Annotated in this window: 27 protein-coding genes; 19 read left to right on the forward strand and 8 right to left on the reverse strand. The window is 36.8% G+C overall.

Annotation, left to right across the window (positions count from 1 at the left end):
• Positions 1-388: 388 nt before the first annotated feature.
• The 9 genes from napA to CYP64_RS01860 all read left to right on the forward strand — a co-directional run bounded on the left by napA (position 389) and on the right by CYP64_RS01860 (position 8,251).
• Positions 389-3,169, forward strand: coding sequence for a nitrate reductase catalytic subunit NapA (gene napA, locus CYP64_RS01820; protein WP_103648461.1), 2,781 nt, complete (start codon positions 389-391; stop codon positions 3,167-3,169).
• 2 nt (positions 3,170-3,171) lie between these two features.
• The gene (gene napG, locus CYP64_RS01825; RefSeq protein ID WP_103648462.1) at positions 3,172-3,939 is read left to right on the forward strand and encodes a ferredoxin-type protein NapG; all 768 of its coding nucleotides are present in this window, start codon (positions 3,172-3,174) and stop codon (positions 3,937-3,939) included.
• The gene (gene napH / locus CYP64_RS01830) at positions 3,936-4,727 is read left to right on the forward strand and encodes a quinol dehydrogenase ferredoxin subunit NapH (protein ID WP_103648463.1); all 792 of its coding nucleotides are present in this window, start codon (positions 3,936-3,938) and stop codon (positions 4,725-4,727) included. The genes napG and napH overlap by 4 nt, the downstream gene beginning before the upstream one ends.
• On the forward strand, positions 4,724-5,251 hold the full coding sequence (locus tag CYP64_RS01835) for a nitrate reductase cytochrome c-type subunit (protein ID WP_084108411.1): 528 nt from the start codon (positions 4,724-4,726) through the stop codon (positions 5,249-5,251). The genes napH and CYP64_RS01835 overlap by 4 nt, the downstream gene beginning before the upstream one ends.
• A complete protein-coding gene (locus CYP64_RS01840) occupies positions 5,251-5,718 on the forward strand; it encodes a 4Fe-4S ferredoxin (protein ID WP_103648464.1) in 468 nt (155 codons plus the stop codon). The genes CYP64_RS01835 and CYP64_RS01840 overlap by 1 nt, the downstream gene beginning before the upstream one ends.
• Positions 5,715-6,650 (forward strand): WD40 repeat domain-containing protein, encoded by a 936-nt coding sequence (locus CYP64_RS01845; RefSeq protein ID WP_103648465.1) that lies wholly within the window; start codon positions 5,715-5,717, stop codon positions 6,648-6,650. Before CYP64_RS01840 ends, CYP64_RS01845 begins: the two co-directional genes overlap by 4 nt.
• Positions 6,647-6,988: a chaperone NapD gene (locus tag CYP64_RS01850; protein ID WP_072594844.1), complete on the forward strand. Its 342-nt coding sequence runs from the start codon at positions 6,647-6,649 to the stop codon at positions 6,986-6,988. The genes CYP64_RS01845 and CYP64_RS01850 overlap by 4 nt, the downstream gene beginning before the upstream one ends.
• Before the next feature lie 412 nt (positions 6,989-7,400).
• Positions 7,401-7,658, forward strand: coding sequence for a hypothetical protein (locus CYP64_RS01855; protein WP_103648466.1), 258 nt, complete (start codon positions 7,401-7,403; stop codon positions 7,656-7,658).
• 5 nt (positions 7,659-7,663) lie between these two features.
• The gene (locus tag CYP64_RS01860) at positions 7,664-8,251 is read left to right on the forward strand and encodes a TerB family tellurite resistance protein (RefSeq protein ID WP_103648467.1); all 588 of its coding nucleotides are present in this window, start codon (positions 7,664-7,666) and stop codon (positions 8,249-8,251) included.
• Between the two features lie 41 nt (positions 8,252-8,292).
• Here CYP64_RS01860 and CYP64_RS01865 read toward each other — a convergent pair whose 3' ends face one another.
• The 3 genes from CYP64_RS01865 to CYP64_RS01875 all read right to left on the reverse strand — a co-directional run bounded on the left by CYP64_RS01865 (position 8,293) and on the right by CYP64_RS01875 (position 9,734).
• Positions 8,293-8,835 carry an SCO family protein gene (locus CYP64_RS01865; RefSeq protein ID WP_054196383.1) on the reverse strand — a complete coding sequence of 181 codons (543 nt, stop codon included), beginning with the start codon at positions 8,833-8,835 and terminating at the stop codon, positions 8,293-8,295.
• A 9-nt stretch (positions 8,836-8,844) separates the two neighbouring features.
• Positions 8,845-9,240, reverse strand: a complete 396-nt coding sequence (locus tag CYP64_RS01870) for a hypothetical protein (protein WP_021090968.1) — start codon at positions 9,238-9,240, stop codon at positions 8,845-8,847.
• A gap of 71 nt (positions 9,241-9,311) precedes the next feature.
• A complete protein-coding gene (locus CYP64_RS01875) occupies positions 9,312-9,734 on the reverse strand; it encodes a copper chaperone PCu(A)C (protein ID WP_054196384.1) in 423 nt (140 codons plus the stop codon).
• Between the two features lie 137 nt (positions 9,735-9,871).
• Here CYP64_RS01875 and CYP64_RS01880 point away from each other — a divergent pair, with 137 nt between their 5' ends.
• Genes CYP64_RS01880 through CYP64_RS01900 form a run of 5 tightly spaced genes read left to right on the forward strand, consistent with a single transcriptional unit; the run spans position 9,872 to position 12,918 of the window.
• Positions 9,872-10,837: a L,D-transpeptidase family protein gene (locus CYP64_RS01880; protein ID WP_021090919.1), complete on the forward strand. Its 966-nt coding sequence runs from the start codon at positions 9,872-9,874 to the stop codon at positions 10,835-10,837.
• A gap of 2 nt (positions 10,838-10,839) precedes the next feature.
• Positions 10,840-11,079 carry a CmeU family protein gene (cmeU, locus tag CYP64_RS01885; RefSeq protein ID WP_021091016.1) on the forward strand — a complete coding sequence of 80 codons (240 nt, stop codon included), beginning with the start codon at positions 10,840-10,842 and terminating at the stop codon, positions 11,077-11,079.
• Positions 11,072-12,085, forward strand: a complete 1,014-nt coding sequence (locus CYP64_RS01890) for an alanine racemase (RefSeq protein WP_103648468.1) — start codon at positions 11,072-11,074, stop codon at positions 12,083-12,085. The genes cmeU and CYP64_RS01890 overlap by 8 nt, the downstream gene beginning before the upstream one ends.
• 9 nt (positions 12,086-12,094) lie before the next feature.
• A complete protein-coding gene (locus CYP64_RS01895; protein ID WP_103648469.1) occupies positions 12,095-12,526 on the forward strand; it encodes a peptide deformylase in 432 nt (143 codons plus the stop codon).
• Positions 12,517-12,918 (forward strand): flagellar protein FlaH, encoded by a 402-nt coding sequence (locus tag CYP64_RS01900; RefSeq protein ID WP_103648470.1) that lies wholly within the window; start codon positions 12,517-12,519, stop codon positions 12,916-12,918. Before CYP64_RS01895 ends, CYP64_RS01900 begins: the two co-directional genes overlap by 10 nt.
• A 238-nt stretch (positions 12,919-13,156) precedes the next feature.
• Here CYP64_RS01900 and htpX read toward each other — a convergent pair whose 3' ends face one another.
• Genes htpX through ribA form a run of 5 tightly spaced genes read right to left on the reverse strand, consistent with a single transcriptional unit; the run spans position 13,157 to position 15,714 of the window.
• The gene (gene htpX, locus CYP64_RS01905; RefSeq protein WP_103648471.1) at positions 13,157-14,023 is read right to left on the reverse strand and encodes a zinc metalloprotease HtpX; all 867 of its coding nucleotides are present in this window, start codon (positions 14,021-14,023) and stop codon (positions 13,157-13,159) included.
• An 8-nt stretch (positions 14,024-14,031) separates the two neighbouring features.
• Complete coding sequence (locus tag CYP64_RS01910; RefSeq protein ID WP_103648472.1) at positions 14,032-14,397, reverse strand: hypothetical protein; 366 nt, start codon at positions 14,395-14,397, stop codon at positions 14,032-14,034.
• Positions 14,394-14,588: a hypothetical protein gene (locus CYP64_RS01915; protein ID WP_103579840.1), complete on the reverse strand. Its 195-nt coding sequence runs from the start codon at positions 14,586-14,588 to the stop codon at positions 14,394-14,396. Before CYP64_RS01915 ends, CYP64_RS01910 begins: the two co-directional genes overlap by 4 nt.
• On the reverse strand, positions 14,585-15,151 hold the full coding sequence (gene rsmG / locus CYP64_RS01920; RefSeq protein ID WP_103648473.1) for a 16S rRNA (guanine(527)-N(7))-methyltransferase RsmG: 567 nt from the start codon (positions 15,149-15,151) through the stop codon (positions 14,585-14,587). Before rsmG ends, CYP64_RS01915 begins: the two co-directional genes overlap by 4 nt.
• Positions 15,151-15,714: a GTP cyclohydrolase II gene (gene ribA, locus CYP64_RS01925; protein WP_012001491.1), complete on the reverse strand. Its 564-nt coding sequence runs from the start codon at positions 15,712-15,714 to the stop codon at positions 15,151-15,153. The genes rsmG and ribA overlap by 1 nt, the downstream gene beginning before the upstream one ends.
• A 68-nt stretch (positions 15,715-15,782) precedes the next feature.
• Here ribA and hemB point away from each other — a divergent pair, with 68 nt between their 5' ends.
• The 5 genes from hemB to CYP64_RS01950 all read left to right on the forward strand — a co-directional run bounded on the left by hemB (position 15,783) and on the right by CYP64_RS01950 (position 21,296).
• The gene (hemB, locus tag CYP64_RS01930) at positions 15,783-16,754 is read left to right on the forward strand and encodes a porphobilinogen synthase (protein WP_103648474.1); all 972 of its coding nucleotides are present in this window, start codon (positions 15,783-15,785) and stop codon (positions 16,752-16,754) included.
• Position 16,755: 1 nt separating this feature from the next.
• A complete protein-coding gene (argF, locus tag CYP64_RS01935) occupies positions 16,756-17,673 on the forward strand; it encodes an ornithine carbamoyltransferase (RefSeq protein WP_103648475.1) in 918 nt (305 codons plus the stop codon).
• The gene (locus CYP64_RS01940) at positions 17,670-18,155 is read left to right on the forward strand and encodes a DUF2603 domain-containing protein (protein ID WP_103648476.1); all 486 of its coding nucleotides are present in this window, start codon (positions 17,670-17,672) and stop codon (positions 18,153-18,155) included. The genes argF and CYP64_RS01940 overlap by 4 nt, the downstream gene beginning before the upstream one ends.
• Positions 18,148-19,509 carry an oxygen-independent coproporphyrinogen III oxidase gene (gene hemN / locus CYP64_RS01945; protein ID WP_103648477.1) on the forward strand — a complete coding sequence of 454 codons (1,362 nt, stop codon included), beginning with the start codon at positions 18,148-18,150 and terminating at the stop codon, positions 19,507-19,509. Before CYP64_RS01940 ends, hemN begins: the two co-directional genes overlap by 8 nt.
• Positions 19,510-19,625: 116 nt before the next feature.
• Positions 19,626-21,296, forward strand: coding sequence for a TolC family outer membrane protein (locus CYP64_RS01950; RefSeq protein ID WP_103648478.1), 1,671 nt, complete (start codon positions 19,626-19,628; stop codon positions 21,294-21,296).
• Positions 21,297-21,298: the final 2 nt, after the last annotated feature.

A 21,298-nucleotide genomic window follows, 5' to 3' on the forward strand; every position in this document is an offset into this window, starting at 1 on the left:
ATAGTGATATTACTAGTTAAATTTTTATAGATTATGTTTGTCATAATGTAATGAAAATTATTAGAATTTATCCTTGTAATTATTGATATTTCAGTAAGGATATAAAATTTTTAATAATACTTATGTTACTTTTTTACTCAAATATTTAAAAACAATTTTACTTTGTTTTCTTTAGCTTTTTGATAACTACTCTAAGATTTTTAAATTTTATTAAATAGTATTTTCTTTTAAAATCGTGCTTTGTGAGAAAATTAATATTTTTATGTAGAAAAATATTTACATTTTTGGCTTAAGTTTTTTGAAATTTTTGTAAATGTCAATCAGTTGTAAATAAGTTTTGCAAGGTTAATATCAATTAAATTTGTTTTAAATCTTTAAAGGAGAAAGAATGAATCGACGAGAATTCATAAAAAGTGCTGCGGCTAGTGCTGCTTGTGCTAGTGCTGGTATAGCCGTACCAAGCTCACTAAGTGCAGCAAATGAAGCCGAAAAAGGCTGGCGCTGGGATAAGGCCGCTTGTAGGTTTTGTGGAACAGGCTGTGGCATCATGGTCGCTACAAAAGAGGGCAAGATAGTAGCTGTAAAAGGAGATCCAGAAGCACCAGTAAATCGTGGTCTAAACTGTATTAAAGGCTATTTTAACGCTAAGATCATGTACGGCGAGGATAGGATCACTCATCCGCTTTTACGTGTAAATGAAAAAGGCGAATTTGATAAAAAAGGTAAATTTAAGCAAGTAAGCTGGAAGCAAGCATTTGATGTTATGGAGGCTCAGTTTAGAAAAGCATATGATGAGCTAGGACCTCATGGTATCGGAGTTTTAGGCTCTGGTCAATATACAATTCCAGAAGGTTACGCTGCTGTTAAGCTTATAAAAGGTGGCTTTAGAAGCAATAGCATCGATCCAAACGCAAGACACTGCATGGCAAGTGCGGTTGTTGGCTTTATGCAAGTTTTTGGCATAGACGAGCCATCAGGCTGTTTTGATGATATCGAACTAACTGATACTATCGTAGCTTGGGGCGCAAATATGGCCGAGATGCACCCGATACTTTGGGCACGCGTAAGCGATAGAAAGCTTAGCGATCCTGATAGGGTAAAGGTTGTAAATTTAAGCACTTACTCAACTAGAACATCAAATTTAGCTGACATTGAGATTATCTTTGCTCCGTCATCTGACCTTGCTATCTGGAACTACATCGCTCGTGAGATAGTTTATAACCACCCAGAGATGATCGATGAAGAATTTGTTAAAAAGCACTGTGTCTTCACAGCTGGTCCAGCCGACATCGGATATGGTCTTCGTCCAGACATTAATCATAAAAAATATGCTCCAAGCGAGCTAGACACTGCTGCTACTGAGAAGTCAAAGGTACTAAGTGAAGCTGAGGGTGTTACACTTGCATATCTTGGACTAAAAGCTGGCGATACGCTAGAAAATAAAAACGCTGCAAAATCTGGCGCACATTGGCAAATAACATTTGAAGAGTTTAAAAAAGCTCTTGCACCTTACACGCTTGACTTTACAGCAAAGGTGGCAAAGGGCGATCCAAACGAAGATATAGAAGAATTTAAGAAAAAACTAAAGGCACTTGCTGATCTTTACATCGAGAAAAACCGCAAAGTCGTAAGTTTTTGGACGATGGGCTTTAATCAACACCAACGTGGTACATGGGTAAATGAGCAAGCTTATATGGTTCACTTCTTGCTCGGCAAACAAGCACTTCCAGGCTCAGGAGCGTTTTCTCTAACTGGTCAACCAAGTGCGTGCGGTACAGCAAGAGAGGTTGGAACATTTGTTCACCGCTTGCCAGCTGACATGGTTATTGAGAATCCAAAACATAGAGAGATAACTGAAAAAATTTGGAAACTTCCTGCCGGAACACTAAGTGGTGTACTCGCTTCTCACTACGTAAAAATGATGCGTGATCTTGAAGATGGTAAGGTTAAATTTATCTGGGTTCAAGTAAACAACCCATGGCAAAATACTGCAAACGCAAATCACTGGATAAAAGCCGCTCGTGAGATGGATAACTTCATCGTTGTAAGTGATCCTTATCCAGGAATTTCTGCAAAAGTAGCCGACCTTATTCTTCCAACTGCGATGATCTATGAAAAATGGGGCGCTTACGGTAACGCTGAGAGAAGAACGCAGCACTGGAGACAGCAAGTACTTCCTGTTGGTGAAGCGATGCCTGATATTTGGCAAATGATGGAGTTTAGTAAGCGCTTTAAGCTAAAAGATGTTTGGGGTGAGAAAAAAGTAAATGATAAAGTTACACTTCCAAACGTACTCGATGCTGCAAAAGCTATGGGATATAGCGAAGAAGATACGCTATTTGATGTACTTTTTGCTAATGAAGAGGCTAAGAAATTTAGTGCAAACGATCCTATTATGGAAAACTATGACAATACAGAAGTATTTGGCGATAGCAGAAAAGTGATCGGCTCAGATGGCAAAGAATTTAAAGGATATGGATTTTTCGTTCACAAATATCTTTGGGAAGAGTATAGAAAATTTGGCGTTGGACATGGTCACGACCTAGCCGACTTTGACACATACCATAAGGTAAGAGGTCTAAGATGGCCAGTAGTTGATGGTAAAGAGACTCAGTGGAGATTTAATACTAAATTTGACCCATATGCTAAAAAAGCTGCTCCAAATGATAAATTTGCATTCTATGGCAACAAAAATGCAGCACTTCCAACAGGTGATCTAAAAGGCGTTACAAATAAAGATAAAACATCTCTTGCAAATAAAGCAAAAATTTTCTTCCGTCCTTACATGGATCCATGCGAGATGCCAAGCAAGGAGTATCCATTCTGGCTATGTACTGGCCGTGTTCTAGAGCACTGGCATACAGGTACTATGACTATGCGTGTTCCAGAGCTTTATAGGGCTGTTCCAGAGGCACTTTGCTATATGCACGAAGATGACGCTAAAAAGCTTGGTGTAATGCAAAATGAGGTCGTTTGGGTCGAATCACGCCGTGGTAAAGTAAAAGCAAGAGTCGATCTAAAAGGTAGAAATAAGCCGCCACTAGGACTTGTTTATGTGCCTTTCTTTGATGAAAACGTTTATATAAATAAAGTATGTCTTGACGCTACTTGCCCAATCTCAAAAGAGACTGACTATAAAAAGTGTGCGGTTAAAATTTATAAGGCGTAAATATGGCTGATATGGAATTTTCAAGTAGGCGAGAGGCTTTAAAATTTGGAGCTAAGGCTGCGATTTTAGCACTTAGTGGAGGCTTTATATGGTCGCTTAGTGCCAAAGCTTCGCCACTAATGCTTCTTAGGCCTCCTGGTGCAAAAAACGAAAAGCAGTTTTTAGAAAGCTGTATTAGGTGCGGACTTTGCGTGGAAGCATGTCCATTTGATACGCTCAAACTCGCCTCTCTAGGAGATGGTGTAAGTATTGGAACGCCTTATTTTGAGCCTAGAAAAATTCCTTGCTATATGTGCGAAAATATTCCTTGTGTGCCAGTTTGTCCAACTGGCGCCTTGGATGTAAATTTAGTAAGCACAAACGATAAACTCGATATAAATAAGGCCAAGATGGGCGTTGCAGTGGTAGATATGAAAAACTGTGTGGCCTATTGGGGCATACAGTGTGATGCTTGTTATAGAGCCTGTCCACTTCTAGATAAGGCTTTATATCTAGAGTATCGCCGCAACGAAAGAACACAAAAGCATGCCTTTTTACTTCCAGTTGTTGATAGTGATATCTGTACTGGGTGCGGTGTTTGTGAGCGAGCCTGTATCACCGAAAAAGCAGCTATAACAGTGCTAAACCGTGACGTGGTGCTTGGCAAGGTTGGTGATAACTACGTAAAAGGCTGGATAAAAGAAGACGAAAGACGCATAGATGATGCAGACAGCAAGATAAAGCTTGACATTAAAAAAGCGACTAATTATCTAAATGGTGGTGAGCTATGAAATTTTTAATCTTAAGACGAATAACTCAAATTTCTATCCTAGCACTATTTATCCTAGGAAATTTTTATGGAGTTAAGATACTTAGCGGAAATTTAAGCTCATCTTTGCTTCTTGGAAAAATTCCACTAAGCGATCCATTTGCTTTGGTTCAAATTTTACTTGCAAGCTTTAGTGCCGGCATAAATGCAATTATTGGAGCTGGCATTATCTTTGCATTTTACGCATTGATTGCTCCAAGAGCATTTTGTTCGTGGATATGCCCAATAAATTTACTAACCGATATCGCTTTTAAACTAAGAGAAAAATTTGGCTTTAAGGGCGAAAAAGTCTTAAATGTGAGTAAAAATTTACGTTATTACTTGCTGGCTCTTACTCTTATATTAAGCCTTGCTTTATCTTATCCAGTATTTGAGAGCGTTAGCTATATTGGCATTATTCAGCGTGGCATTATTTACGGCTCAGCTAGTGCTTTAGGCATAGTAGTTGCGATCATTGCTTTTGATATGTTTGTGTTAAAGCGTGGCATTTGCTCGCACGTTTGTCCGCTTGGTGCCTTTTATGCCATTATCTCAAAATTTGCCCTAATTAGAGTAAAACATGATGCCCAGGCTTGTACAAAATGTATGAAATGTAAGCTTATTTGTCCAGAGATGCAAGTGCTTGATATGATCGGTAAAGAGAGCCGCTCGGTAAGCTCAAGCGAGTGCATAAGCTGTGGCAGGTGCATTGATGTTTGTGGAGACGGGGCTTTGAAATTTAGTATTAGAAATTTAAGGAGAGAAAAATGAAAATAAAAATAATGATGCTTGGAGGATTGTGTGCTGCGTTTTTTGCGGCATGTACTTTTAATAATCCAAGTATTAGTGATTCGCAAATCGGCTTTAGAAATATCGATTTGCTAGACGATAAAGACGTTGTATTAAAAGATGTGAACTACACAAAAGAGCCAGCTGGCATGTCAAAGAAATTTGATAGGTCTTTTGAAAATGCACCACCATTTATCCCACACGATACTGAGGGTTTAGTACCTATCACAAAGGATATGAATATGTGCGTAACCTGCCATATGCCTGAGTTTGCAAAAGATAGTGGAGCAACACCGATACCATCATCTCACCTTTATGACATCAGGAATAAAAAAGATCTTGCAGGCAAGCTTGATGATGAAAGATATAACTGCACAACATGCCACGTTGAGCAACAAACTGGCTTAACTCAGCTAGTCGGTAATAAATTTAAGCCTGACTTTAGAGATAAAAACGGCACTCATAAGTCAAACTTGCTAGATGTTTTAAACGATGGTGTTAAATAATGCAAAGCAGGCGAGAGCTTTTTAGTAAAATTTTGGGGGCAAAACCTGCTCCCAAATTTATAACTCCGCCATTTTTTAGCGGTGAGTTTGACTGCGATGGATGCGATGCTAACTGCGTAAATGCTTGTGAAAAAGAGCTTCTTAGCTTTGAAAATGAAAGGGTAGTTTTTAAAGTTAAAAAGCTGGGCTGTGACTTTTGCGAAGAGTGCGCTAAGGCTTGTGAGAGTCTTGGTAAAAAGACATTAAGCCTAAGCTCGCCAAAGAGTATAAATGCAAAAGTTAGCATCGATGTTTCTAGCTGTCTAGCATGGAACGATACGATCTGCTACAACTGCCTTGATGCTTGCAAATTTAAAGCAGTCGAATTTCTTGGTGTTTTTAGACCTATTGTTAATCAAAACTGCGTAAGTTGCGGCGAGTGCTTTGATGTTTGCTTTAAAAATTCACTTCAAATGGAGGCCTTATGAGAGCTTTGTTTTTTATTTTTTGTCTATTAAATTTTATCTTTGCAAGCGAGATCACTACGCCATATAAGCAAATAGAGGCTAGTGCAAATGTGCTAAACACAACGCTAATAAATGGCAAACTCTTTATCGCGACTGATGGAGGGACGGTTGAAATTTATGATCCTAAAGAAGATAAATTTGAAGAGATAATAAAAATAGAAGATATAAAAACATACGTTAGCGATCATGAAAGACCAAAAATTTTAAACGTTGATGAGTTAAATGGCAAGATACTCATCCTAAGTGAGGGTGACTATGCTACAAAGGTGCTTTATATAAGAGAAAATGGGCAGATGAAAAGCATAAAAATACCAAATCAAGCGACAAAAAAGGCATTATTTTTGGATGATGAGCATATTGCACTTGCTTCAATCAGCAATGAAATTTACTTTTTAAACTTAAAAAGTGGTGAAATTTATGATAGCTTTAAAATTTCAATTGCGATGCTTTCAGATATGGAGATAAATGAAGACAGAAGCAGGCTAGCTATCGCTTGCGAGAGTGGGAAGGTCTACTTTTATAACATAAAAGCTAAAAAAATGGATCAAATTTTAGACATTCATACAGACAATATCTACGACATCTCATATAAAAATGGCGTCATGATCAGCGGAGGTACCGACAGGATAGTGGGGATATTCTCAGCTGGAAGCCTAAAAAAGATAAATACCGGCTTTTTGGTCTATGGCGTCGGCCTTAGCGATGATGGTAGAGTGGCGGCTTATATGAGCGATGAGATGAGCGATGTAAATTTAGTTGATAGCAAAAGTTTAGAAAATATCGCAATGCTAAAAACTGGGCAAAGTACGATAAATAGCATAGTTTTTATAAGTGATAACGAAGTCGTAACTTCAGCCTATGAGAATAAAATTTTGTTTTGGAGAATTAAATGAATATTTCAAGCTTAATAGTTTATACGGACAATAAAAATGAAAGTGTAAAAAATGAGATAAAAAAGCTAAAAGAGTGTGAAATAATAACTGACGCAGACGATAGAATCGTAGTGGTAGTTAGCTCAGATAGTATTGAAGATGAGATAAAAAATTTTAAAAAGATAGAAGCTATCAGTGGAGTAGTGAGCGTTGCGATGGTTTACAGCTATCAAGAAGATGCCGAAGAAAATAGAAAAAAGCTAGAAGAAAATGGCAAGATAAGTGAAATTTTAACAAGTGATGAGGTAAAAGCTGAGGATATTACTTATGGCGGCAGCGTACATCATAGAGTGAAATAGTAAAACTTAAATTTTTAGCTTTTGCATTATCATTAAAATTTATAGTGCAAAAGCCTACCTTTCGTACAGATCTTCTTAGCAAATTCATTGCTAGTACTGCTTATATTTAGTTAACTTTGTTTGGCTTGTAGATTTAAGTATAAAAATTTTTAAAAAAGATAAATTGCCCTTCAGAAAAAAAACGATTTACTTCGTAAATCTTTTAAAGGAGCAAAAATGCTAGATAAAATAGGCGAAGGGATAAATGAAGGTCTGCAAAATGCAATTTCAAGTGTTATTGTAAGTAAGTAAGCAGATTGGGAAAAAAGGTGGTGTACCAACAATTAGCAGTATAGAAAGCATTATAGATAAGTATAGCTACCTAAATGCAAGTATTTCAGGTGGTGCAGGACTTATTCCTGGGCCTTTTGGTATGGCAGCTACAGTACCTGAGATTGTTTCAATTATTAGAAATCAAATAGCAATGACTGCAGATATTGCGAGGGCTTATGGTTATAAAGAGCCGACAAAAGAGATTATTATGGAGGCTTTGTTTGTAGCCTCAGGTAACATAGCAACAGGTCTTATAGTAATTCAAGGACAAAAGTTAATTGTAAAGCGTGCTAGTCTTAGTGTTCTACAAAAGTTAATACAAATATTTTGGGTGGAAAAATTACTCAGCAAGCATTAAAATCAATGGCAGCAAAGTGGATACCCCTTGCAGGTGCTACAGCAATGGCTGCTTGGAGTAAATATAGTACAAATAAAATTGGCAAAAAGGCAAAAGAGCTTTTTAGTAAAGAGATAGCTTTTGATGAAGATTTGGTAGAAACTGAACTTACAGCAGTAGAAAAAGACGAGATTTTATCTCAAATTCCAAATTTTATAAATGATCTTGAAAAGGCAAATGTAGAGCTTGCAAATTTTATGAATGAGAAACAGCAAATTGTAAAGTCTAAGATTGAAATTTTTATAAATTTAATGAAAATTGATGGATATTGCGACGAAAGAGAGAAGAAAATCATTTATGAGTTTATAGATGACGCCAAATTAAATAGTGATGAAAAAGCTAGATTGCTATCTCTTACAAATAGTAACGAAAAGGTAGAAGTAAATCTTGATGTATTTAAGGGCAATGCTCTTGAAATTTCAACACTGATGATAGACCTTGTGGCGATCGCTAAAGCTGATGAAAAAATAGAGATGAGCGAAAAAATATATTTAAAAAGTATAGCAAGTGAATTAAATTTTAGTTTAGAAGATCTTGAGATGATGCTTGCATAAAGAATTTTAGTAGGCCAGTTTTGGCTTACTAAATTTATAGCCTAAGGTCTATCTTTAATCAAATTTAATAAATTTTCTCCAATATTTTCATTTGTTAGATTTGAAATTTCTTTATAAAAATTTCCTTTTTTGTCTATTAAATATATTGAAGAGCTGTGAGCAACAGAGTAGCCCATGGCCGAGTTTTCAAGACGGACTTTTTGAAATTTTACACCGTAGGTTTTTGCCACTTCTTTTAAGGCGTTTAGTTTTAATCCATCGGCGTCTTTGTAGAAATTTTTTGCCATTAGAGTTAAATTTTCAGGAGTATCGCGTTCAGGATCAAGCGTAATAAAAAGTAACTCAAAGTCATCTCTTTTTAGTTTATTTAGCTCATCGCCAATCAAAGAGAGCGCAGTAGGGCAGACATCGGGGCAAAAAAGATAACCAAAATATATAACTTTGTACTTTCCGTCGTAATTTTTAAGACTTACTTCACCATTTTGTGAAAGTGCCTTAAAATCATACTTGTTTGGCTTTATTAGCAAAAGTGCAACACCTATACAAATTAAGATTATTATTAAGCCCCAAAATGCCTTTTTCATCGTTACCCTCTATAATTTTAGATCAAGATCTACAAAAAAACCAGTTTCTTTTTCGTCATCAAGCACTTTAAATCTATATCTCATAAGCTCGACAACACAAGCACTTAGCACTACTTGAGCAGTTAAGTTATCGCCTCTTGGCTCAAGTCTTGCTTTGATTGATCCCATATTCATATTTATGCCGTCTATCTCAAGACTAGGATTTTTTAGCCCTAAATTTTTACCGTTAATGATTTTAAAGCTAAAAGGCCTCATAGCATAAATAGGTCTTGGCGAGATGTCTATTTTTAGCTTTACGCCTTTAAATTCCATCTCACAAGATTTATTGTTTAGATCACATTTTAAAGGATCTAGCGATGTGTTTACATCAGCAAATTCAGGTGGATCTTCCTTACTTGTTGTCATAAGCTTATAGCCTATCGAAAAAGCACCTAGAACAATAAAGATAAATGAAAAAATAATTATGATTTTTTTCATTATTTAAAGTTTTTAGTTACTCCGATATTATCAAGCTTTATGCTCTCGCCATTGCTAAATTTTAGCTCTAAATCAACTTTATCACCATCTTTTAATGGTTTATTTAGATCCATAAGCATAATGTGTAAACCGCCAGGAGCTAGTTTTGTTTCGCCATTCTTTGGGATCACTGCATCTTCGATTTGAACCATAGCCATCATACCATCATTCATTTTGTGTGTATGAATTTCTGTACTTTTACAAACGCTTGAGTGAGCGCCAATAAGCTTTACATCAGAATTTGAAGCATTTTTTATATTCATAAAAATTGCACTATTGTTTGTGCCAGGTTTTGTATCTCTAGCTCTAACATTTTCTAGGCTGATATCAGCCGCCATAAGAGCAGAAGCTGCAAGCATCGCACCAAAAACGATTTTTTTCATATTTTTCCTTTGTGATAAAATTAATAATGGTTTTCACATTATACATTTAGAACTACTTAATTTACCTTTAAAATCTAAAAATATAAATTTTTTAGGATATAATTACGGACTAAATTTTACTTTTTGGGATATTTCACTTGAAAAAAATTATATTTTTCTTCATCGCGTTATCGCCTTGTCTTTTTGCCCAAAATTACGAAGAAATTTACTTAAAAAATGGCTCAGCTGCTGTTATTGATGCCATCGAAAAAAATATTTTAAGTAAGGATTACTGGCTAAAAAAGCTTGAAGGCAAGGATGTAAGATATGGGTATTATGACAATGAGATACTTCTAAGTGTAGTTGATAAAACTAAAAAGAAGCTTGAAGTGATCTCTTATAATGGCGGCATTACAAAAAAGCTTTTTAGCTCAAGTGTTATAGTTGGCAAAAATGGCGATAAGCTTCTTGAAGGCGATCTAAAAACACCGGTTGGAGTGTATCAGCTTACACGTAGATTTACGCCAAATGATAGATATCTTGGCCCACTTGCATTTTCGCTTTCATATCCAAATTTACTTGATAAGCTTGCAAAGCGAAATGGCGGTGGCATTTGGATACATGGCTATCCACTTGATGGTCAAAGGACAGATGAGCTAAAAACAAAAGGCTGCGTGGCTATGCAAAATGATACTTTAATGAAATTTGATGATGTGGTGGATCACAAAAAAACACTTGCATTTATTTATGAAGATAAGCGTCCAGAAGCTAGCGCAAAAGATATTGCAGTGATCATTTCTGGGCTTTTGGGCTGGAAAAAGACATGGAGCGAGAGCGACATTGAAAACTATCTTAAATTTTACGATAAAAACTTTGAGCGATACGATGGTATGAGCTTGGAAAAATTTAAAAGTATGAAACGGGCTATTTTTTCTAAAAAAGAGAAAAAACGCATTAGTTTTTCAAATTTTCTCATCACGCCTTATCCAAACCTTAAAAACGATAGGCTTTTTCGTGTGAGTTTTTATGAGGATTATGTTTCAGATACGCACAAATTTGCTGGGCAAAAGACGCTTTATGTGAAGCTTTATAACGATGATATGAAAATTTTTATAGAGGAGTAAAAGTGGAAAAATCTCAAGAAGTAAAAGAAAAAATCGAAAAAATTTTAGAGGCAAGAGCTGCTTTTTTTGCTGAGCTTGACCGCCAAGTTCCAAAGAAAGATGGTACTGATGTTTTTGATTTTAGCAAAGTAAAAGAGGCTGATCTGAAAGAAATTTACGCTAAATTTTATGCATTTGATTACAACGTAAGAAAACTTTTACCGGATGTTTATACTGCTTTTAATGTGAATTTTAATGTCTGAAATACACCTAAATAAAGCTTCATATATCCATAACCTCACTCAAATTTGTGCTAAAGCTGGTGGCAAAGAGAAAGTAATAGTTGTATTAAAAGACAATGCTTATGGCCATGGCGCAAGGCTTATTGCAAGTGAAGCTAAAAAATTTGGTATAGAAATTTGTGCTGTAAAAAGTGAGTTTGAGGCAAATGAAATTTCTGACATATTTGAAAATATTCTCATTCTTTCACATATCCCAACTGGAAATGAAAGCAGCAAATTTATCTATGCGATAAACGATATAGAGGCACTTTTAAAGATAAAAGATGGCTCAAAAATCAACCTTGCAATTGACACTGGTATGCATAGAAATGGGCTTGATATAAGTGAGCTTGATTATGCGTTTGAAATTTTAACAAGAAGGAATTTGGAGCTTCTTGGAGCTTATACTCATTTTCGTGCGAGTGATGAGCTAAATGCTGATTATTTTGTGCAAAGGGAAAATTTTGGGGCAGCAAAAGAGAAAATTTTGGCTCTTTGCGATGAGTTTGGTATAAAAAAACCGATCTTTCACTCTCACAACTCAGCTGCGCTTGAAAGAGCAAGTGAAATCGATGATGATATGGTGCGTGTTGGCATCGCTCAGTATGGATATGCTCAGTTTAGTGATAGTTTGGACTTAAAGCCAGTACTTTCGCTATGGGCAAGAAGAGTTAGTAGGCGCATTTTAAAAAGTGGTCAAGGTGTTGGATATGGTGCTAAATTTAGCGCAAAAGAAGATATAAATGTAGCCACTTATGATCTTGGATATGGCGATGGATTGCTAAGATACAATGGATGTGGCGAGCTAAGACTTGCCAATAACGAGCCAATACTAGGCAAAATTTCTATGGATAGCTTTAGCTGTAAAGATAGCGGCGAATGGGTCTGTGTGCTTGAGAATGCAAATATTTGGGCGAAATTTTTTGATACGATAAGTTATGATATTTTAGTAAAACTCTCGCCAAATATAACTAGAAAATTTATATAAAGGTAATGTGTGAAAAAGATCGTTTTATTAGCTCTTGCTAACCTTGCTTTTGGTGTGCAAGAGAGTGAGTTTAAAATTTATGAGCAGATACTAAATCAGCTTGACACTAAGCAGATCCCAACCTTTGTCGTCCAAACTGCAAAGCCAAATTTACCAAGCAGGGTCGATGAGATGATCACGCTAAAAGATGTAAGTAGCAGTGGGCTAAACATACATGGTGAGTTTGTTTTAAACGAGACCAAGACAAAGAGGATAAAAGGCTACAATAAAGCTCAAATTTTAGCTTTAAAAGATGAGTTTTATAAAAATGGAAAAGATGCGCTTTGCAATTCAGGTATGGCTAGAGCTGTGCTAAATCGTGGCATCACGCTAAGTGGTAGTTACGGCTTTGAAGGCAGGCATTTTTTTGATATAAATTTGGATAAAAGTAGTTGCGAGTAGCCCTTTTTTTAATGTTTTTTTACTCGCTTGCCCTGGCTCTTACGCCAGATATGGCAGCGAAAAATCATGCAACTTACTACAAAAAAAAACTCCCTTTCATCTGCACGCCAACACTTACGCTTAATAATATCTTAAATATCGGCGATACGCTCATTTATAGATACGCCATCAAACACGCAAGAAAGCAAGAGATCAAAAGGCTTGAAGAAAAAGAGCTTTTAGAATTTATCGAAGCTATCAAAAAGGAAAATTTACGAACCGCTTGCAAAGATAAAGAGATCTTAAATATGCTAAGCATCGGTGTCACCTTGGATGAGCTTTTCTATTCAGAAAATGGTGAGCTGATTTTTGAGTACACTATAGAAGATCGTGACTGCAAGAAATTGCAGTGAAATTTGGGGCTACAATTCAGTTTTTGATTATAAAATTTTGATCTTTTTGCAAAATTTAAAATTCCATTTACTCATAAGAATCGACTACTGATTTTAAGCTTCGAAAAGTTTGCCACTAAAATCAAATCCGAAATTACTCGCTCATAAAATTTAAAATTTTTGTAAATTTATAAATTTAAAGCCAAAAAAGATGACAGAAAAAAGAAATTTAGCCCAAATTTTACAAAAGGCTAAATTTTTACATACTTCTTTTTATCTCTTGTTCAAGTCTTTCAAGCTCAGCAATCCTATCGCTAGTGCTTGGATGCGTTCTAAAAAGTACGCCAAGCTTGTTAGTTAGCGAGCCAAATGGATTTACGATAAACATATGAGCACTTTGCTCGCTTGCGTTTTGCATAACGTAAGAATTTGAGTAGCTCTCAAGCTTTCTTAGAGCGCTTGCAAGCCACTCTGGGTGTCCTGTTAGATAGGCAGCGCCCTTGTCCGCCTTGTACTCGCGCTCCCTTGAAATCGCCATTTGGATGATCGTAGCAGCTAGAGGCATGACAACGGCAATGATTAGCATAATTACTGGGTTGGCGTTTCGCTGTGAGTTTTGATTTTGCCCTGCCACGGTGCCTATCTTGGCGAAATTTGCGATCATCGCGATGGCACCAGCTAGTATGGCAGCGATTGAGCCAGTTAGGATGTCGTAGTGTCTTACGTGACTTAGTTCGTGAGCTAGCACACCCTCGATCTCGTTTTCATTTAAAATTTTTAAAAGCCCCTCGGTTACTGCAACGGCTGCATGACTTGGGTTTCTGCCCGTGGCAAAGGCATTTGGTACTTCTTCTGGGATGATGTAAATTTTTGGCATAGGCAAATTTGCCTTTTGTGTGAGGCGAGATACGATATCATAAAGCCCATGAGCGTTACTCTCATCAACTGGGATAGCGTTATATCTTTTAAGCACTATAGTATCACTAAAAAAATATGAAAAGATATTTGTACCAGTCGCTATCAAAAAGGCGATCATCATGCCATGCTCACCTCCAATATATCCGCCAACAGCGATAAAAATCAGCATTAAAGTAATCATTAAAAAAGCAGTTTTAAAAATTTCCATTTTTATCCTTATTCTTTAATAGCATTTGGCAAGATCGCAGCGTCGATGTTAAATTTTGCAAGCTGTGCTAGCTCGCTTTCATCTTTTATCAAAACAGCTATAAGTGCGTCAAATAGATAACTCTCAGCTATCTTTGCTAGATCTTTTGCAATGTCAATATCTGCGATAATAAATTTTGCTCCAGCCGCATTTGCGATAATGGCTTCATTTGCATTCGTCACAAAAACGCTAAAGTTTGCTCCAACTTCTAGTGCCCTTTTTATGAAATTTCTATCAAATTTAAAGAGATTTTGCCTGCCGTTTGAAATTTCATCTTCACTTTTGCAAAGAAATAGTGGCTCAAATTTGATCAGCTCATCACCCAAAATTTTCATCCCTCACCCTTTATGCACTCTTTACAGATGTATTTTCCGTCTCTTAGCACCATTTGGTCGATGTCACTAAAGACGCCGCATTTGCTGCACTCTTCGAAGTTGCTGGTGCTTATCTTGTCGCTTTTTTTTCTATTTTTAAAAAATATGATGTAAATTGCAACCAAAATCGCTACAAAAAGCAAGTATTTCAACGTATCTCCCCTTTATTTTTGAGATTAAAAAATATGTAGTTTCTGTTTTTTTCATTATAAATTTGCGCGTCGATGCCTGAAATTTCATCCATGACACTAGAGCCTTTATAGATGAGAAATTTAGTATTTTCATCATAAAAACCATCGCAAATTTTTATAAGCTCTTTTGTCTTACTAAGCGCCCTTGAGGTAATGAGATCAGCCGTAAATTTATCTGCAAGCTCTATCTTTTGGCTATGAACTTCTAAATTTTGCAAGCCAAGCTCGATTTTAACGAAGCTTAGAAATGATGACTTTTTGGATATCGGCTCAAAAAGGTGCCACTTAGTGCGAGGCATCATAAGTGCAAGAAATATCGCTGGAAAGCCAGCCCCACTGCCTACATCTATCGCCGTTTTGGCACTTAGATCAAAAATTTCAAGCGGCCTAATGCTATCAAGCACCTGCTCGCTTATGTCTTTATAATTGCTTAAGCTATGAACTTTGTTAAATTTAGCAAAAATTTGAGCGTAAGCCTTTACTTTTTCGTCAAATTTAGCTGGCAAACAAAGCTCATTTTTCATCACAGGATGTGCCCCATTTGCTCTTTTTTTACTTTCAGGTAGCCTTCGTTAAATTTATTTGGTTTGATGACGATAGGCACGCGTTTTACGATCTTTACTGAGCTTAGCCCGTGAAGTTTTAAAGGGTTATTTGTGAGTAAATTTACCTCTTTTATGCCGTAGTGATTTAGGATAAAATCAACCACTTCATACGTCCTCTCATCAGCCTTAAAACCTAGCTGGTGATTGGCTTCTATCGTGTCAAAGCCCTTATCTTGCAGGCTGTAGGCATTTATCTTGTTTAAAAGCCCGATATTTCTGCCCTCTTGACGCAGATAGATGACCATGCCGCCATTTTCTTCGATATATTTTAGGCTCGCTTCAAGCTGGTCGCGACAGTCGCACTTTAGGCTCCCGATCGCATCGCCAGTTAGGCATTCGGAGTGAATTCTAAGATTTACAACTTCGCTCAAAGGCTCTTTGTAGATCACAAGGTGCTCTTTTGCCCCTTCTTTGAAGGCTTGAACCTTATAAGTGCCAAATCTTGATGGTAGATTTGCAGCGTTTGAAATTTCTATTTTCATTTTAAATTTACTCCAACTGTGCTAAACTAGCTAAAAATCACGCATTTTAACAAAGAAAAGGCAAAAATATGTTTAAACGTTTTAGAAGATTAAGAATAAATCCAGCCCTAAGAGACATGGTAAGAGAGACTAGCCTTAGCGTAAATGACTTCATCTATCCGCTCTTTGTAGTCGATGGTAAGGGCGTTAAAAACGAGATTGCTTCGATGCCGGGCGTTTATCAAATGAGTATCGATGAGATTTTAAAAGAGTGCGAAGAGATAGTAAATTTGGGTATAAAGTCGATCATTTTATTTGGCATACCAAGCCTAAAAGATAGCGTTGGCAGCGACGCACTAAGCAATGACGGCATTATAGCCACGACACTTCGAGCTATAAAGGATAAATTTCCAAATTTATTTGTCATCACAGATCTTTGCTTTTGCGAGTACACAGACCATGGCCACTGCGGCATAATCGATCACGTGCATAACACCATTGACAACGACGCCACACTTGAAATTTCAGCCAAACAAGCTCTGATACACGCTCAAAATGGCTCTGACATGATCGCGCCAAGTGGCATGATGGATGGCATCATCGCAACGCTAAGAGAGACACTTGATAGCAATGGCTTTGAGAATTTACCAGTGATGGCGTACTCAACTAAATTTGCCTCAGCATACTACGGACCATTTCGTGACGTAGCACAAAGTGCACCAAGCTTTGGCGATAGAAAGAGCTACCAAATGGACAGCGCAAACCGCCTAGAGGCGATCAATGAGAGCTTGCAAGACGAGGCGCAAGGCGCTGATATCTTGATGGTAAAGCCTGCACTTGCCTATCTTGACGTCGTTAGAGAGCTAAGAAATTTAACACTTCTGCCAATCTGCGTCTATAATGTAAGTGGCGAGTACGCACTGCTAAAAGCTGGTGCAAAAGCTGGCATCATCGATTACGAGCGCGTTATGATGGAGACATTAATCGGCTTTAAAAGAGCAGGAGCAAATTTGATCATCACTTATCACGCAAAAGAAGCAGCCAAAATTTTAAGGGGCTAAGATGAGGCACTTTTTGACGCTAAATGACTTTAGCAAAGATGAGATCGAACAGATGATAAATTTAGCCCGTAAGATCAAAAAAGAGGCGAAGGCTAGAGAATTTAAGCCATACCTAAAAGATCAAAAGCTTGCTATGATATTTGAAAAAAGCTCGACTAGAACTAGGGTAAGCTTTGATGTGGGCATGTATGAGCTTGGCGGATATGCGCTATTTCTAAGCAAAAATGATATACAAATAGGTCGCGGCGAGCCTATACGTGACACTGCTAGAGTGATAAGCAGGATGTGCGACATGGCGATGCTAAGGGTCGATAGGCACGAGACGCTAGAAGAATTTGCTAAATTTTCAAGCGTGCCAGTGATAAACGGCTTAAGTGATAAATTTCACCCAGTGCAGCTCATGGCGGATTATCTCACGATGCTAGAATTTAGCGCAGGCGAGAAGGTCGCATACGTAGGTGATGGCAACAATATGACTCACTCGTGGCTCATGCTAGCTAGCAAACTTGGGCTTGAGCTAAGGGTCGCCACGCCAAAAGGCTACGAGGTGAACGCTGAAATTTTAAAGATAGCTAATGAAAACGCAAAAATTTCAGGAGCGAAAATTTTTATCACAAATGATATAAAAGAAGCGGTAAATGGTGCCGATGTAGTGACTACGGACACTTGGGTATCGATGGGGCAAGAGGCCGAGAAAGAAAAGAGGCTAAAAGACTTTGCTGGATACTGCGTGGATGAAAATTTGATGAGCTTAGCTAAAAAAGACGCGATATTTTTGCACTGCTTGCCAGCTTATAGAGGCTACGAGGTGAGTGAGGCGGTTTTTGAGAGACACGCGGATGAAATTTTTAGCGAGGCTGAAAATAGACTTCATGCCCAAAAAGGCGTGATGGTCTGGCTGGATGAGAGAAGAAGATGAGCAAAGAGAAAAATATATATGATGAGATAGATGAGATCGGCAATAACCTTGGGCTGAGTAGCCCTGAAAAAACGATCTTTGAGATAGTTTCAACCAAAAATCCAAATGAGCACATTTTAAATTTAAAAAGTGGCTCTTGGGACTCAAAAGAGCCGTGGTTTGGTATTGATGAAAATCAAAATTTACACACGGTAATCTCTGTAAAATCGCTTTCAGCTTTGATCGAGGCCTTAAAAGAGTCTCAAAAAGAAAATTTTGATCTAAGGCTTGAAAAGACGATCTGGCAAAATATACCGGTTGATTTTAGCGATGTTTGGGTGGTTGCTATGGATGAGATAAAAAAGATCGCAAGCGATAAAAAAAGCAGACAATTTAATATTGATCTTGACAAACTAGTAAAAAATATCAAAAAAGAGCACCCAAATTTATTTGTAGACATAAAAGAGGTGATTCAAATGGCAAGGAGTAGGGCAGATGGTTGATTTTAGTGCTTATGTGAAGTATTCAAGGCCAGGGCCAAGATATACTAGCTATCCGACAGCGCCAGAGTTTAGTGATAAATTTAGCTATGAAGCTTATATAAAAGAGCTTGAAAATCGAGATAAAAAAAGGCCGCTTTCTCTTTATTTGCACCTGCCATTTTGCAGAAGCGCTTGTTATTTTTGTGGCTGTAACGTCATTTACACGAGTAAAGAGGATCGCAAAGAGAAATATATAAGATATATAGAAAAAGAGCTTGAAATTTTAGCTCACCACCTGGACACCAGTGCTGAGGTCTTACAAATGCACTTTGGCGGCGGCACTCCGACATTTTATAATGCCGAGCAGCTTGATGAGATCATAAAACTAATCAAATCTAAATTTAAAAATTTCTCAAAAGAGGCTGAGATAAGCTGCGAGATAGATCCGAGATTTTTGACAAATGAGCAGCTTGACGTGCTCATATCTCATGGCTTTAATCGCATAAGCTATGGCGTGCAAGATTTTGATGAAAAGGTGCAAAAAGAAATTCACAGAATTCAGCCCTATGAGATTACTCAAAATGCTGTAAAAATGGCTAGAGAAAAGGGCATAAAGTCTATAAATATGGACCTGATCTATGGCCTACCGTATCAAAGCCTAGATAGCTTTAAAAAGACGCTTGAACTAGCCCTCACACTTGATCCTGATAGACTTGCGGTATTTAACTACGCTCATGTGCCATGGATAAAAAAATCAATGCGTAAGTTTGATGAAACGACATTGCCAGATCCTGAAGTAAAGCTTGAGATTTTGAAATTTACAGCCGAATTTTTAACTAAAAATGGCTATAAAATGATCGGAATGGATCACTTTGCAAAGCCAAATGATGAGCTTTTTGGCGCTTTGGCAAATGGTACTTTGCATAGAAATTTCCAGGGCTATACGACAAAAGGTGGCGCCGACTTGATTGGTATTGGAGTGACCAGCATAGGCGAATGCAAAAGACACTACGCACAAAATCATAAAGATATGGATGAGTACGAAAAAGCAATTGACAGCGGAAGACTTCCTTATTCAAAGGGAATTTATCTAAGTGATGAAGATTTGCTTAGAAAGAGTGTGATTATGAACTTAATGAGTAATTTTGGGCTTGATATCAAAGCCATCGAGAATGAATTCCATATAAATTTCTTTGAACACTTTAAGGACGAGCTTGAGGAGCTTAAAAATTTAAGCGAATTAGTTGATGTTACACCTACAAAAATTAGCGTAAATGAAACTGGAACATTGATAATACGAAATATTGCAATGTGTTTTGATGAATATCTAAAGAAAATTCCCGAGAATTTAAGGCGTTTTTCTAAAACTATATAAAAATTATTTTTTTGTCATAAGATATTTAAAATGCATTTAATATTTCTTGGTGTATAATTCGTGTCAAAATTTAAGTATAGACTTAATAATAAAAATAAGGTAAAAGGATCTTAGTTATGAAAAAGATGTTAGCAATTAGTGCTTTGGCAACAACTGTACTGTCAGCTCAAGATGTTTCTTATAGGATTTTTCTAGCTTCATTTGCACAAGATGATAATCAGGCTAGAATTGATAGTGCTGTTAATAAAGTCAATAGCAAAATCTCTGACAGCAGACTAACTACAGGTATCTATGAGGTTGGCGGACGAAAATTTTTATATGTTGACACAACTCCAGTCTCTGAGGATGAAGCTAATAGTCTATTAGTTAAAGTTCAAAACGAATCAGGCTATAAGGATGCTTTAATGAGAGCAAAAGCACCTGTAGCTGATACTCAAATAACAAAAAAATCTAATATAGAACAAGCTATATCAACTGAAGTAAAACCAGTAGCACAAGTTGATGATGGAGTTTTGACTTTAGATCAAGTTATAAAGACTATTTTAAATGAAAATCCAAGTTTAAAAGCTACAGAATTTAACTATCTACAAGTTGGCAAAGATCTAAAAATAGCAAAAAATGCTTACTATCCAACACTTGATGCAGCTGCTAGAGTGGGATATGAAAAAAAACGCCTTGATGATGGAATTTCTACAAGAAGAGGAGATGGAAGAATTTCTGGTACATCTCTAACATTGGTTGAAAATTTATACAATGGTGGTGCTGATAAAAATAGAATAAATTCTCAAAGCGCAAGGCTTGATTCAGCTGCTTATTCGGTAGCACAAGCTGCAGATAGACTTACATTAAATGCTGCAAATGCTTACTTGCAAGTTCTTCAAACTAAGAGAATTTTAGACATTGAAGAAGAAAACGTAAAGAGTCATGAGGAAATTTATAGTCAAATTAAAGATAGAGCAAGATCAGGTTATGGCGTAGCTTCTGAAGAGAGACAAGCTGGATCACGCTATACTCTAGCTCAATCAAACTATACAGCTGCTAAAAATAACTATGAAGATGCACTTTCTACATTTGAGAAATTATATGGAAAAAAAGTTGCAGCTAAAAATTTAGTAATGCCTGAGTTTAGCCTTCCTTTGCCTAGCACGAAAGAAGCTGTTTACAACAAAGCTATTCTTTGCAATCCGTCACTTTTGGTTCAAAAATCAAATATTGCTATGGCAGAGTCAGTTGTAAAAGAGAAAAATGCGCCATTCTTACCAAAATTAGATCTTGTTGTATCTGGTGCGTATGATCATTCAAATGTTTTATATGACAATTATGAAGAACAAACATTTGACGCACTTTTAAGACTAAACTATAATCTTTACAATAAAGGCAATGATAAACTAGATAAAGAAAAAAGCCAACTTGCCGTTCAACAAGAGCAACAAACTTTGGATAATCTTGTAAGAGAGCTTAAAGAATCTTTGGAATTTTCATGGCAAAATTATGTTCTTAACCAAGAAAAAATGGGATATCTAAATCAACACGTTGAATATGCTAAAGCTACACTCGATGCTTATCAGGATGAATTTAGAATCGGTCGTCGCGATCTTATAAACTTGCTTGATGCTGAAAATGAATATAACTCTGCGTTAAAAGAGATTGCTACAACTGAGACAGCACTATCTTATGCAAAATACAGACTGTTAGATAATATGGGAATGATCTCAGATAGCTTTGAACCAGGTTTTGCAAAGAGATACATTCAAGGTGCTTGCAGCATTCAAAACGATTTAAGATAAAA

The sequence above is a fragment of the Campylobacter concisus genome, assembly GCF_002913945.1.
In the GTDB taxonomy this organism is placed as follows: Bacteria; Campylobacterota; Campylobacteria; order Campylobacterales; family Campylobacteraceae; genus Campylobacter_A; species Campylobacter_A concisus_P.